This is a genomic window from Megasphaera jansseni (assembly GCF_047974155.1).
Taxonomy (GTDB): domain Bacteria; phylum Bacillota; class Negativicutes; order Veillonellales; family Megasphaeraceae; genus Megasphaera.
In genome coordinates this window covers 24980-38819 of record NZ_JBHYRR010000019.1, presented here as the reverse complement: position 1 = coordinate 38819, position 13840 = coordinate 24980, and the positions used below count along the sequence as shown (strand labels likewise).

The 13840-nt window shown below is 53.4% G+C and carries 11 protein-coding genes and 5 tRNA genes; 10 read left to right on the top strand and 6 right to left on the bottom strand.

Features of this window, described 5'->3' with window-relative positions; genetic code table 11:
- Positions 1-70 precede the first annotated feature (70 nt).
- From ACE418_RS08375 to ACE418_RS08350, 6 genes are all read right to left on the bottom strand, one after another.
- The gene (locus tag ACE418_RS08375; RefSeq protein WP_416450181.1) at positions 71-1375 is read right to left on the bottom strand and encodes a dicarboxylate/amino acid:cation symporter; all 1305 of its coding nucleotides are present in this window, start codon (positions 1373-1375) and stop codon (positions 71-73) included.
- A gap of 379 nt (positions 1376-1754) precedes the next feature.
- Positions 1755-2081, bottom strand: coding sequence for a cupin domain-containing protein (locus ACE418_RS08370; RefSeq protein WP_292297632.1), 327 nt, complete (start codon positions 2079-2081; stop codon positions 1755-1757).
- Positions 2082-2618: 537 nt separating this feature from the next.
- Complete coding sequence (gene larAH10, locus ACE418_RS08365) at positions 2619-3926, bottom strand: NPN-dependent 2-hydroxyacid racemase, LarAH10 family (RefSeq protein ID WP_416450180.1); 1308 nt, start codon at positions 3924-3926, stop codon at positions 2619-2621.
- A gap of 119 nt (positions 3927-4045) precedes the next feature.
- On the bottom strand, positions 4046-4897 hold the full coding sequence (gene amrS, locus ACE418_RS08360; protein WP_416450179.1) for an AmmeMemoRadiSam system radical SAM enzyme: 852 nt from the start codon (positions 4895-4897) through the stop codon (positions 4046-4048).
- Positions 4898-4905: 8 nt separating this feature from the next.
- Positions 4906-6267, bottom strand: a complete 1362-nt coding sequence (gene amrA, locus ACE418_RS08355; protein WP_416450178.1) for an AmmeMemoRadiSam system protein A — start codon at positions 6265-6267, stop codon at positions 4906-4908.
- Positions 6268-6599: 332 nt separating this feature from the next.
- On the bottom strand, positions 6600-8420 hold the full coding sequence (locus tag ACE418_RS08350) for a phosphoethanolamine transferase (RefSeq protein ID WP_416450177.1): 1821 nt from the start codon (positions 8418-8420) through the stop codon (positions 6600-6602).
- Between the two features lie 206 nt (positions 8421-8626).
- On the opposite strand from ACE418_RS08350, the gene ACE418_RS08345 reads away from it, so the two are divergent.
- From ACE418_RS08345 to ACE418_RS08300, 10 genes are all read left to right on the top strand, one after another.
- Positions 8627-8703, top strand: a tRNA-Asp gene (locus ACE418_RS08345).
- A gap of 8 nt (positions 8704-8711) precedes the next feature.
- Positions 8712-8787 (top strand) — tRNA-Phe (locus ACE418_RS08340).
- An 18-nt stretch (positions 8788-8805) separates the two neighbouring features.
- Positions 8806-8891, top strand: a tRNA-Leu gene (locus ACE418_RS08335).
- Between the two features lie 32 nt (positions 8892-8923).
- A tRNA-Asp gene (locus tag ACE418_RS08330) sits at positions 8924-9000 on the top strand.
- 25 nt (positions 9001-9025) lie between these two features.
- A tRNA-Leu gene (locus ACE418_RS08325) sits at positions 9026-9111 on the top strand.
- A gap of 238 nt (positions 9112-9349) precedes the next feature.
- On the top strand, positions 9350-10270 hold the full coding sequence (locus ACE418_RS08320) for a metal-sensing transcriptional repressor (protein WP_416450176.1): 921 nt from the start codon (positions 9350-9352) through the stop codon (positions 10268-10270).
- A gap of 46 nt (positions 10271-10316) precedes the next feature.
- A complete protein-coding gene (locus tag ACE418_RS08315; RefSeq protein WP_416450175.1) occupies positions 10317-11063 on the top strand; it encodes a macro domain-containing protein in 747 nt (248 codons plus the stop codon).
- Between the two features lie 3 nt (positions 11064-11066).
- Entirely contained in the window at positions 11067-11867 is an 801-nt protein-coding gene (locus ACE418_RS08310; protein WP_416450174.1) for a CpXC domain-containing protein, read from the top strand.
- 322 nt (positions 11868-12189) lie between these two features.
- Positions 12190-13032, top strand: coding sequence for a D-alanyl-D-alanine carboxypeptidase family protein (locus ACE418_RS08305; protein ID WP_416450173.1), 843 nt, complete (start codon positions 12190-12192; stop codon positions 13030-13032).
- A gap of 32 nt (positions 13033-13064) precedes the next feature.
- On the top strand, positions 13065-13772 hold the full coding sequence (locus ACE418_RS08300) for a response regulator transcription factor (protein WP_298586362.1): 708 nt from the start codon (positions 13065-13067) through the stop codon (positions 13770-13772).
- Positions 13773-13840 lie beyond the last annotated feature (68 nt).

Sequence of the window (13840 nt, the reverse complement as noted above, 5' to 3'; positions counted from 1 at the left end):
ATTCACTACAAACTGCAAATGAATACTCAAAAAGAGGCTGTCTTAATGCGACAGCCTCTTTTTTACGCTATTAATGCTGAGCCGGTGCCGGTTGAGCGTCGAGTTCAGAAGCCAAATCGTGGTCGGTCATGGCACAGACTGCCGAGTCGGACCAGACGTTTTCGGCTGTTTCAATCATGTCGATGATGGTGTAGATCGGCAGGATGATACCCATGATGCCGATAGGAGCCCCGATGCCGGACATGAGCGACAAGGTCAGGAAGTAACAGCCCATGGGGACGCCGGCGTTACCGATAGCTGCCAGAACGGCGACGAACAGCCAGGCAATCATCGTGCCTATAGAGAGGTCGAAACCGCCATTCTGCATGAGGAATAAAGAGGTGACCAGGATGAAGGCAGCACAGCCATTCATATTGATGGTCGTACAGATAGGCAGGACGAAACGGGATACCTGAGGATGAACATTGAGACGCTGTTCGGCAGAAGCCAGGGTGACCGGAAGCGTACCGGCCGAGCTCTTCGTGAACAGGGCGACGGCAATAGCCGGTGCCATCTTGCGGAAGACGTAAATCGGGTTGAGACCGCGGAGAGCTAGGAAAATCGGCAGGACGATGAAGAACTGGATGAGGTTACCGCCGAGGATGACCAGGGTGTATTTGCCCAGGGCACCGACGATGACCCCTGCTTCAATCTGCGCCGAAAGCTGAGCCGAGAAAGCCAGGATGCCGACGGGCAGAATCCAGAGCAGGGCCCGGATGAGGGTGAAGAGAACTTCCTGTAAGCCCAAGAGCCCTTTCAGGAGAACGGCGCGGTTTTCCGTCTTCGGCATGAAGGCTAAAGCCAGGCCGACAGCCGCTGCGATGAGCATAACCGAGAGGACATTGCCGGACAAGAACGGCTGGAGCATGTTATTCGGGATAACCGACAGGAAATGGTCATAATACGTAACTTTTTCCAGTTTCTGCGGGACGTTGGAAACCCCGGAATTGATGAGGTCAACTGGCAGGTTGCCCGGAGCAATCCAGAGATAGAGTGCCAGGCCGATAGCGGCAGCACAGATCGTCGTCAGCAGCGTGTACGTGACGGCGTGGGCAAAAATGCGGCCCGTTTCTTTTTTGGCTCCCAAAGCCGATAACGTTGTGATGACAGCTAAGGCGATGGTCGGTACGGCGATGAATTGGAATAAGCGCGTGAAAACTGTGGCAATGAAATCGAATAATTGATTCAATGCCGGAATACCGAGCCAGCCTAAGATTGCGCCGATGATCAAGGCGCCCATCCACAAGGCAAACTGACGGCCGCGATGCTGGCCCTGGCTGCCACGGATGGCTTCGCGGGCCTGTTCTTGGACCCGGTCTTGTGATTCGTTAGACATGAGTGACTCCCCCTTTTGGAATATAAACAGATTCTATAGAATACCGTTTCAGTATATTATAGAAGAGGGGACGCTGTCTGTCAATGGAGAAAGGACGAGTCATGCAAAAAAAGACATACGTAAAAGGACCGATACACACGCGACATATGTCTACCGGTCCTCTACGTTATAGGATTCATATTCATCTCGTTTTTGGTTCTGGTTACTTTAACCTCGTACAAAAATGTTGAAAACAATTGTCGTTCGTTGCGCTTGGATTTACTAGACTAACCTATTTGAAAAACATCACACCCATTCGAAAAGTTCGAAGCACTTCAAATCAAGATAAGTTAATTCGTAATGTTCATCGACGAACGTTTGCTGATCCTATGGACATTATTTAGTTGTTAATGATCAACGCAATGAAAACTAAATCATTCTGACTTTTGTTTTCCAAGCTGTGACCCTTGCCATCTGATGTGTAAGTAACGTCTCCTGGTTTAACGGTCCGGATTTCTCCGTTGTCGTCATATTCTCCCTCTCCGGAAAGGATGTAATATGCTTCTGCGTTGTCACTGTGAACGTGATAGCCTAAGGAACATCCAGGTTTCAATGTGATTTCGGCGAACATACCTACCTTGTCTTTCAGCTCGGTGGCGCTCAGAAGTCTCTTCTTCAAGATGTACCCCTTACCGCCGGCGGCATGTTCTACTTTCTCTATTTCCACTGGACTCACCCCTTTCTAATGCGCTTACAAAGGAAGCAACTTGCTTGCGATTCCTTTCGCATCTCTTGGCTATATTATAGCATAGGATTTTACGTTTGTCATGAGATAGACGAAAATATATTATGTAACTTATGCATCGAAGAATAGACATGTATAGCCTTTAGGAATAATGAGGAACACAGTCCGCAGGTCGCAGGTCGCAAGCCTCCCCTGATAGGGGAGGTGGCCTGAAAGGCCGGAGAGGTTGCATTTTCGAATCCGCTTGTGAAAATCCCGTAACCTGTACGAAAATCAACCTCTCAGTCAGCTGCGCTGACAGCTCTCCCAGGAGGAGAGCCCCTTGGGCGGGGCATCAAAAAAGGCGCTGTCGCATGGAGACAGCGCCTTTTTGGGTATTAAGTTTGTAGTTTTTAGTGAAGGCTTTTAAATTTAAAGCCCTCTTCTACAAACTCTGTACTACAAACTTTCAAGAGAAAGGGGACTTTCATGATAGTAAAAGCCTTCGTGCGACAACTCCCTACAGGAAAAACAGCTTCGCTATTTTTCCTGTAAAATCGGCATGACTTTGGTGGCATGGGGCATGATGTTGATGGTGTAATCCTTGTCTTTGCCCTGTTCTTTCAGTTTCTGCTGTGCCAGGTCCCAGGCTTCCTGGACCGTTTCGACCGGAATCTGGCCGGTGCGGCGGATGTCGTTGAAGTTACGCGGCAGCGTGACCAGGATGACCGTGTCCTTGTGGGTCAGGCAGAAGAGGTTGAAGGCGACGAAGAAGGGGATGGTGAAGTGTGCCCGCAGGGCTTTTTCCATTTCGTCCATCGTGTCGTATTTGAAGCTGTCCATGTAGATGGCTGGTTCCTTGATGTCCCGGGCTTCCATGATGGCGATGATGATGCCGCCGTCTTTGACAGCCATTTCAGCCGGGTCATAGCATTTGCAGCCCTGGTAGAGGCTGACGTCGCTGGGATAGCCGCCGGCGCAGGCAATGACGACGTCCGTTTTCTGCTTCATGGGAACGCGCTGGATGTCGAGGACGGCTTCCGTGCCGGCACGCCATGCTTCGTACCAGTCGCCGCCGACCATGCGGCAGATTTCACCGTCGCCATTGATGACGGAGTGGACGAGGAAGCAAGGGTTGATTTTGCTGCAGGCTTCAATCATGTCGTCATTGAGCGGGTTGTCATCGATCATGAGAGCGCGGGTCTTAGGATTGATGCCATGACCGAATTCGTCGGCTAAGGCATGGCAATGGTTGCGCTGGATCGTTTCAAAACCGGAGACGCCGGGCAGGATGAGCTTGCGGCCGCCGCCGTAACCGGCAAAAAGATGGGTCGTAATGCCGTCGACGATGATGACTTTATCGGCGTCGACGACGCGTTTATTGAGTTTTAACGGCGTACCGAGCTTGGTCGTACCGCAGTCGACGAGGGTCGGGTCCATGCAGTCGTGCTGATAGGTCTTGATGCGGCGGATGACTTCTTCGCCGCAGACGAGGACGTCTTCTTCCGGCGTCTGGGCGCGGTGCGAGCCCTGGGCAAAGACGATGTAGATGTCATCATCGGGGATGCCGGCCAGATTCAATTCATCGATGATATAGATGAGGAATTGATTGGAATGGTTCCACGTGCGGGTGACATCGGCGACGACGAGGCAGACCTTATCGCCTTTCTGGACTTTTTCCTGCAAAGGCGCGCTGCCGATAGGATGACGCATGCAGTCGATCGTCGCTTGTTTGACATCGACAGCCGGAACGTGTTTTCCTTCCATGACGTCGGAAATGTGTTCTTCCGGGAGCATGACAGTCTGCGTAGTTTCACCAATATTAAAAGTAAATTCTTTTAATGCCATTCTTTACCACCACTTCTTTTTAAAATTAAAAATAAACTGTACTTTATTATATCATGTTTAAAACGCTGTGCAAGCTTAAACTTTACAATAATCGTTTAACATATGGCGATGACAAGCAGCTAGACATTGCCTAGATAGACGTAGTGAAGATACGGGCTGGCTGCTGCCTGCAGTTGTTTCAGCGTCGTCACGGGCGTCGCCGGCGCTGACCAGTGATATTGCGGGAAGTAACGGGTCAGATGCAGGGGGATGTCCGGAGAAATGGATGCCAGCCATCGGGCCTGATGGTCCATTTGTTCGACGTCGTCGTTCTGACCGGGAATGACCAGTGTCGTCACTTCGACATGGCTTACGGCAGCGGCTGCTTCAATCGTATCCAGCACGGGCTGGAGGGAGGCCCCGCAGAGGGACTGGTAGAAGTCCTGGGAGAATCCCTTGAGGTCGATGTTCCAGGCATCGATATAGGGCAGCAGGGCCTGGAGCGGCTCTTTTTCGATGTAGCCGTTGCTGACCATGACGTTGACCAGGCCGGCTTCATGGACGAGGCGGGCTGTCTGGATGATGAATTCATAGCTCAAAGTCGGTTCGTTGTACGTGTAGGCCAGGCCGATGCTGCCATTTGACGTACTGCTTTGGGCCAGGGCCAGAGCCTGTTCCGGCGTCAGTTCCCGGAAAGGCGCTTCCTGCTGGGAAATCTGCCAGTTCTGGCAGAAGGGACAGGTGAAATTGCAGCCCCACGAACCCAGGGACAGGATAGCGGAACCGGGGTGGAAGCGATAGAGGGGCTTCTTTTCGATAGGGTCTAAGGCGATGGCCGTGCATTGGCCGTAGTTCAGGGCCTGGAGACGTTCTCCGTCGTAATAGCGGGTCTGGCAGCGGCCGCGATGACCCTGGACGATGTGGCAGTGATGGGGGCAGAGACGGCAGAGCGCCTGGCCGGCCGGACCGATTTCGTAATAGGCGGCTTCCATGGTCTCACCTACTTATAGCGCGTGACCGTGAAGCGGTAGAGGTCGGGCTGGACCTGCGGCGGGATGCCGGCTTTTTCCTTGGCAATGGCGATTTGCTGCTGGACCGTGTCGACGCCTTCCAGGTCGGGCAGTAAGAGGCCCGTCTGGGCATGGCTCATGACGATGACGCCGTACTTCTTGGGGTCCAGGTCGGCCGGAGAAGCCACGGCTTCGGGCTGGCCCAGGACGTCGACGGAAATGTCGATGTCTTTCAGTTCGTCCAGGCTGACCGGGTAGAAGCGCGGGTCCCGCGTCGCAGCAGATACGGCGTTGTGGATGATTTCGCTGGCAATATTCATCTGCATGGGCAGGAAGGTGCCGATGCAGCCGCGCAGGCGGCTCCCCTTGTGGAGGGAAACGAAGGCGCCGGCCTTGTCTTGCAGGTCTTCCGGCAGGTCCTTGGGAACGTTCATGAAGGCATGGTGCTTCAAGTAGTACGAAATGCTTTCCCGGGCCAGGCGGACGCGGATGTCGGCGACAGCCGGCTTTTCGGCCCGTTTTTCCTGACCTTCCGGCAGATACAGGGCGACGCCGTAGCCGACGCCGAAGGGCCCTTCATAAGAATAGACCGGCATGACCGGGCGGAAATGGCGCAAGGCGCCGAAGAGGAAGTATACCGACGGCAGGCCGCACATGCCGGCTTCGTCGATGAGGCTGCGGCTCATCGTCTTTAAGAGGGCCGGATCCTGTTTTTGCAGGGATTCCATGACGGTCTTGTCGAAGATGGCCCCTTTTGGCGTGTAGCCGTTGGGCGAACCCGGCAGGAGACGGTGCGACAAGTCGCCCGATGCGATGATGGCGATGCGCCGGCCCAGGCGGGCAGCGGCCTGGACGACGAGGTCGCCTAAGAGGCTCATGCTGTCGTAGTCGTCGAAGCGCGGTGCCATGATGACGACCTGACCGGTGAAGCCGGCCTGGCGCAGGTAATATAAGGGGACGAACGTACCCTGATCGACGTAGAGAGGGTGACCGAAGCGGTCGCTCCAGGCAGCATCGAGGCGGTATACGTCAGTCTTGGGCGTGGCTGTTTCAAAGATTTCTTCGGCCAGGTCCATATCGGTGCGGACGTCCATGGCCAGTTCCGGATAGCCGAAGGCGTCGAGGTTGCCGTAGAGGCGGGGCGCTTCCAGGAGCGTCGCCCCGTCGGGGAAGACGTAGTTATGAGGCGACATGATGACCAATGTTTCCGGCTTCTGGCTGACAATCAATCGGGCAGCCGACTGGACGGCCCGGACCGTGGCGTCTATCTTTCGCAGTTCATCGCCGCCGATTTCCGGCAGCATAATCGGCGGATGGGGAAATAACCCCGCTGCGACACAAGCATGTTCCATAAGAAAAACCTCCCTCATAATGGTATATGTTTATTATACCATTATGAGGGAGGTTTGACTAAAGGGCTTGTCGCACGACGACAAGCCCTTTAAAGTGGTTAGTGGCTAGCAGTTAGTTGTTAGCGGATGGCTTTAAATTTAAAGCTATCGCTTCAAACAGCATACATCAAACCTCAAACATTAAATTAAAGAGAAAGGAATCATGCATGATAGCAAAAAAACTTTGCACGACAGCAGCCTGTGAAAGCGGTTCAGGGGGATTCCCGCAAGCGGGACGCCCTTTGCGGCCTGCGAACTGCGAACTGCGGGCCGCCTTAACAGGCCGGCCCCTACTAATATTCCGTATCATCCATGAGGCTGGTCTTGCCGAAACGGGTCTTCAGGTCTTTTCGTTCCATTTTCCACTGCGACGAGGCGATGGACATGGTCGGGTCGTAGTTCGGCGACTGCATGTTGAGGACGCCGCAGATGAATTCGTATTCCAGGTCGTTGGTGAAATACTTATCTTTATTGGCCTTGATGGCTTTGACGACTTCTGGGTTGCGCTTCTGGTAGCCATCGGACAAGTAGCAGAACATGGGGATGCGCAGGACCTTGAAGCTGGCACTGTCGGGCTGGCGGGCGACGTCGGGATCGCTGCCGTGGTCGGAGAAGTAGATCATGGCGTCGAGATTGAGGTTATCCCGGGCATAGTCGTAAATCTGCGACAGGACCCAGTCCGTATAGAGGACGGTATTGTCGAAATCAGCTTCCTGGTTGATCTTGCCGTCATTGAACTTCTGGAATTCTTGCGGGTAGCGGTTGCGGTATTCGATGTGGCTGCCCATGACGTGGAGAACGACGAAGTTCTTTTCCTTGGGATCGACGCGTTTGAGGAACTGTAAGAGAGCTCCGTCCAAAGTCGATTCTTTCAGGTCCCGGTCGACCCATTCGGAGACGTCAGCCGTGTTGGCGACTAAGGTGATGGGCGTATCGGCAACGCCGACAGAGCCCTGGTTGCTGAACCAGTACGTCTTATAGCCGGCCTTCTTGGCCATGTCGATGATGGAGATGGATTCGTTGAAGGGCTTGTCATTGTAGAAATTCGATTCCGTCAGGGCGTGTTCCAGGACGGGGACGGTGTACCAGACGCAGCTGTAGGCGTTGGTGAACAGCGTGAAGTCCGGATTCGACTTCATAGCCGTCAGCCACGGCGTATTGGGGACGTGATCCGGGTTGTAAGCATTCATCAGCGTCCGCGTTTCCGATTCGCCGATGACGACGATGACCGTGTTGGGATAGTCTGCCGGATGGAGCTGGACGGCCTGAAGGGCGGCGTATTTATCGTCGTGGTTTTCGGCATATAAGGCCGAGCGCTGCATATAGTCGTGCGTGTCGATGAAGGTCCGGATCGGGAAGGCTTCCGGGAAGATTTCTTCACTCAAGGCACCGACAGACGGGGCGATGATGAGCAGCAGCGAAGCCAGGGGGATGATCTTGCGGTAGACGTGGGTCCGGGGCAGGATGTTCTGGCGATAGTTCAAGAGGTACAGTGCTCCCAGGATCAGGGCCAGGGCGACGGCGATGGCGGTCACCTTGAAGAGTCCCAGGGAATGGAAGTATTCAAGCGTTTCTGCAGGTCCCGTCTGGAAAATGAGCAGGGCGCCGGACGTGGTGATCGACGAATTATAAAGGAAGTAATAGACCCACTGCAGCAAGATGATGAAGAAGGCTGCGAACTGGACCAGGGTCATGAAGATGGCCCCGATTTTGTGGGGGAGGTACTGCCGGACAATCATGTTCAGGCAGAAAAAGATAGCAAAAAAGTATAGCCCTACATATATATCATATATATTGTTCAAGTAAATCGTGTTGGTATTGACCAGGGAAATATAACTCAAGTAAGGGCCCGTGATGATCCAGCCCAGGCCGATGAGGGCCGGCGGGATGACGGCGCCTGGGGACAGGTGCTTCCAGTACAGGGCCAGGGACAGGACGACAGCGCCGACGCCGGGCAGCAGGCCGAACGTCATGTCTTCGATATTGTCGGGACCCATGCCCAGGGAGACGAGAAACTGCCATTCAAAGCAGAAGCCGTAAACTACGGCAAAGATGATGAACAGCGGCAAGAGTTTGCGCCGCCAGTTGCTGAATGCCTTCTTTGCATGAACCATGTGTTTGTTCTATCCTCTCTGTAAATCTCTTTGTAAAAACGGTGTAAACAAAGCGTACCGGCTATATTATACATCAAATGTAGCCGATAACATAGAGGGAAATTTGGAATTGTTGGAAAAAAAGATAAAAAAAGACTTGCCAAAAATGCCATGTCATGGTAGAATAGTTTTCGTTGAGGCACTCCGTGCTGATACAATGGTGAAACGGCCCCGTGGTGTAGCGGTTTAACATGTCGCCCTGTCACGGCGAAGATCGTCAGTTCAAATCTGATCGGGGTCGCCACTTTTTTTGCTCAGGTAGCTCAGTCGGTAGAGCAGGGGACTGAAAATCCCCGTGTCGGCGGTTCAATTCCGTCCCTGAGCACCAACATCACTTACCTATCATGCGGTTGTGGCGGAATGGCAGACGCGCTACTTTGAGGGGGTAGTGAGCGAAAGCTCATGGGGGTTCAAGTCCCCCCAACCGCACCATAGCTTCTCTCTGAGGAGCGCTGAATAGAAACGGCCCCGTGGTGTAGCGGTTTAACATGTCGCCCTGTCACGGCGAAGATCGTCAGTTCAAATCTGATCGGGGTCGCCATATTCTTTTTTTTACAATTTTATATGCGGTTGTGGCGGAATGGCAGACGCGCTACTTTGAGGGGGTAGTGAACGAAAGTTCATGGGGGTTCAAGTCCCCCCAACCGCACCATGTAAAAAGGGCTTGTCGTATGACGACAAGCCCTTTTCAGTGATTAGTGGCTAGCTGTTAGTGGTTAGCAGATGGTTTTGAATTTATAAAGAGAAAGGGACTACGCATGATGGCAACAGCCTTCGTGTGACAGGCCCTTTTTTAGCAGTTAGTCTTTCGTAGGGGCCGTCCTGTCAAGGCGGCCCGCCACAAACCACTTCTCCACTGCTTACGACAAACTCGAAAAAGGGGAATCCCTATGGATAAGGAACATATATTTTTTGAAAATTATGCCAGGAACTGGGACCGCGACCGCAAGGCCGACGTCAGGGTCTTGTCGTCTTTTATGGAGCTGGCAGCTATCCGGCCTGGTTCGGTCATCCTCGATGCCGGCTGCGGGACGGGCGTGTTCCTGCCGTATTTATCGGCTGCTGCCGGTCCAGACGGGACGGTTGAAGGCTTTGATTATTCCCAGCAGATGATCGATGTGGCTAAAGAGAAATTTTCTCACCTGGCCAACGTTACTTTTACGACGGGCGATGTCCTGAAATACCATTTTCCGGAAAAACATTACGATGTCGTCTGCTGCCTTAATTTTTATCCTCATGTCGCCAATCACAGCCGGGAAGTCATCCACCGCCTTTATGATGCCATTGTGCCTGGCGGGATGCTGCTCATCATGCACGATATGCCCCGCAAGGCTGTCAACGCCATCCATGGAGGCCAGCCCGTGCTGCCGCCTGTCGATGTCTTGGAAGAGAAATTGATCAGCGCCGGTTTTTCCGTCGTCGCCGCCATGGATACGGACTCGTTCTATTTCATCAAAGTCATCAAGGCTGCCGATGAAGCCGATTTCGTCTATGACGACGAGGAACCGCCCGTCCCTGTAGATACCCATCCGGCTCATCATCATGCCCATCATCATACGGAAACGAAACGCGTCCTCAACCGCCTGTCGCGCATTACCGGTCATATCGAGGCCATCAAGCGCATGATCGAAGAAGACCGTGACTGCAGCGACGTCCTGGTCCAGCTGGCCGCCGTCCATTCGGCTATTGCCGGTGTGAGCCGGGTCATCCTCAAGGACCATATCGACCATTGCATCGTCGATGCCATCCAGGAACACGACACAGAGGCCGTAGAAAATCTCAAGAAAGCTATTAATACCTTTGTCAAGTAATGGTATAATAGGAACAGAGTATCCATTTGGAAAGGGTGTGACCACGATGCAGTTTCGTGTAGTATTAGGTGATTTATCGGAGTGGAAGGCCGACGGGATCGTATATTCTGCCAGCTCGACTCTCTTGCCGACGAATAGCGTCAGTAGTAAGATTCATCAGAAAGGCGGCTTGTCTTTTTCCGCCTCGTGCCGTACCATCGGCATGTGCCACGTCGGCAGTGCCGTCATGACCAAGGGCTATAAATTGAAGGCCCCTTTCATCATCCACGCTGTCGGGCCGTACTGGGTAGGCGGCAAGCGCGGCGAAGAAGGAGAATTGTTATCGGCTTATAAGAAGGCCATCCATCTGGCCGATGAAAAGCATTTGAAGCACATCGCTTTTGCCTCGCTGAGTACGGAAGAAAAACGCTATCCCCTGCAGCGGGCTGCCGCAGCCGTCGTGCCACTGCTCCTGACCGACGGGGCCGGTTTCGACCGCATCGATATGGTCTGCACGAGTCCGGAAGAACAGGAAGCCTATACGAAAGCGGCTGTCTTCTTTTGGCTCCGCCATCTCGGAGACGCTGCCGGCAATGAACAGGCGGCCATGATGGAAGAAGCCGGCGCTTCCCTGGCCTTATTGCAGAGCCGCGATGACGCACCAGACCCGATTGCCTTATCGGAAGACGTCAAGAAAATCGAAGCCATCGTCCATCCTTTCTTGAAGTTGAGGAAACGCAGCCTCGTCGACATCGAACAGGCTGCTTCACAGATCATGGCCTTGTATCCGGCCAGCAGTGCGGAAGGAGTGTAACCCATGGCAAAAAGAAACGGAACCCATGACCTGGACGTCACTGTCCAGTGCCCGGCCTGTCACGAATACGGCGTTTTCCATACGTGGGACGTCATCGATACGGCAGATGCGAAATTGAGTGAACGCGTCCATTTCGACGAAAATCTCTTTTTCTACACCTGCCCTCATTGTCATGCCAAGATTCATATGGAAAGCAAGTGCCTCTACATCGACCGGGACAAGAAGCTCCTGGTCTGGCACATCCCGGACCCGAAAGAACGGGTCACATCGAAGGAAGTCCAGGATGCCCTGGGGTCTCCGTCCTTCACGACCTATACCTGCCGGGCTGCCCTGACCTGGGGCGAATGGCGGGAAAAGATCATCGAACTGGAAGGCTCTTATGACGACCGCCTCTATGAAATCATCAAATACGGCGCTTATCAGCTCCTGAGCCAGGAAGACAAGGACCGCCTGCCCCTGGAAGCCTATCACATCGACTATGCCGACGACAGCCACGACCCGGACAAGCTGGCCCTGGTCTTCATGCAGAAAGATGCCAAAGGCATGGCCTATGTCTATCCCATTACGGAACACTTGAAAGAAGTGACGAAAGACATCTTCCTGCCCATCATCGAGCAGATCGCCGATGCCAACCGCAAGGCCCAGTTCGACCGTTTCGGCTATTCCTGGGCCCGCCAGTTCACGACGTATATCATCAAGGCTGCCGAAGAAGACAAGAACCGCGAAACCTATGGCAACCTCATCGGTTTCTGGGTCAAGACCATCGGCGACGAAATCTTCCGGGCCGAAGTGAAACCGGAATAATTTGTAGGGGCGCCCCGTGTGGGGGCGCCCGCCGGTCGCAGTTCGCAGGCCGCAAGTCGTAAAAACCATGCCATTAAGCTGGTAGGGATGTGGTTGACTGTTCGCGGCGGGACGGCCCTTACGAACTGCTAGCCCCTAACCACTAGCCCCTAACCACTAGCCCCTAACCACTAACCACTAAAGAGGCGCTGCCGCGTATGCGATAGCGCCTCTTTTTATTGACAGATGTTTTAATTGAAAATATAATAAAAATAATGGGTTATTATAGGATTTGTATTCCTTTGCAATTCATAATTTTGTTAGATGAGGAAGGAGACATTGGATGTTTTCTATTTTAAAGCGCATTATGCTGACGACGGTCATTGCTGTCGGTTTTATGATTGGCTCCATGACGGTGACGGCTCAGGCCGATATGCCGCCGACGATTGCTGAATCGGCCTGCATGATCGATGTCGATACAGGCAAGGTATTATATCAGGTCTATCCGACCAAGTGGGTTCATCCGGCGAGCACGACGAAAATCGTCACGCTCATTACGGCACTGGACCAATATAAGGACAAGCTGGACCAGCCCTTGCAGATTTCCTGGGAAGCCGCCAATACGGAACCTTCCTGTCTGGGGATCGCACCGGGTGATCCGATTTCCATCCGCGAAGCCCTGCGGGGCATGATGGTCGTTTCCGGGAACGATGCCGCTGTCGCCGTTGCCCAGACCTTGGGGGGCTCTGTCGCCGGTTACGCGGAAAAGATGAACCAGGAAGCAGTCAAAATGGGAGCTACCCATACGAATTTCGTCAACCCGAACGGCCTGACGGCAGCCCATCACCACACGACGGCTATCGACATGGCCAAGATGGCAGCGTATGGGATGAAGAACTTCCCTGAATTTCGTTATATTGTAGGACTCAAATCCTATGATGTAAAATATATGGACGGTCGGGAACCGAAGCACGTCACGACGACGAACCACTTCCTGACAAGCGGCTATCCTGGCGCGAACGGCGTCAAGACAGGTTTTACCAATGCTGCAGGCGAATGTCTCGTTGCTTCGGCAACGCGCAACGGCCATACGCTGGTCTTAGTCTTGTACAACGACGACAACCGCTGGACCGATGCACCGACCATTTTAGATTACGGCTTCCGGAGATTGCAGACGGGGAATTAGTCTGACCGGGAGCGCGACGAGGGGGTATAGTTATGGCGCACGTTTTGATTATTGAAGATGACAGTATGATTGCTGCCATCGAACGGGACTTTCTCGAGGCCAATGGCTTTGAAGTATCCGTAGCCATGACGGGAAAGGAAGGCATGAAAATCTTTGATGGCGGAGCCATCGAAGCAGTCCTGCTGGACATCGGCCTGCCTGACACGGATGGCTTTCTGTTGTGCCGCAAGCTGCGGGACATCAGCAACGTCCCGATCCTTTTCATCACCGCTCGGGGGAGCGACGACGATAAGATCAAGGGATTGGGACTCGGCGCTGACGATTATATCGTCAAGCCTTTCAATCCATCGGAAATGATGGCCCGCCTGAAGGCCCATCTGGAAATCCATCAGAGACTGTTAGGGGTACGTCTCCAGGATGCCGATGACAATAAACCGGATATCCAAGTCGGTGACTTGCGCATTTTCATCAAGCGCCACCAGGTTTTCCGGGGAAAAACAGAAATCAATCTGACCGGGAAGGAATTCAATCTGCTCTTGTTCCTGGCCCGTCATCCCAATCAGGTCTTCTCCAAGAAGTACCTCTTCGAGATGATATGGCATCTCGATGCCCTGGGCGAACTGGCAACCGTGACGGTCCACGTCAACCGCCTGCGGGACAAGCTCAACGAAGTCGAACCCGAATTCACGGCCATCGAAACCGTTTGGGGAAACGGTTATCGCTTCCGCGTAGAAGAATAGAGAAAGGGCTTGTCGCTGTGCGACAAGCCCTTTAACGTTGTTAGTGGCTAGTGGCTAGTGGCTAGTGG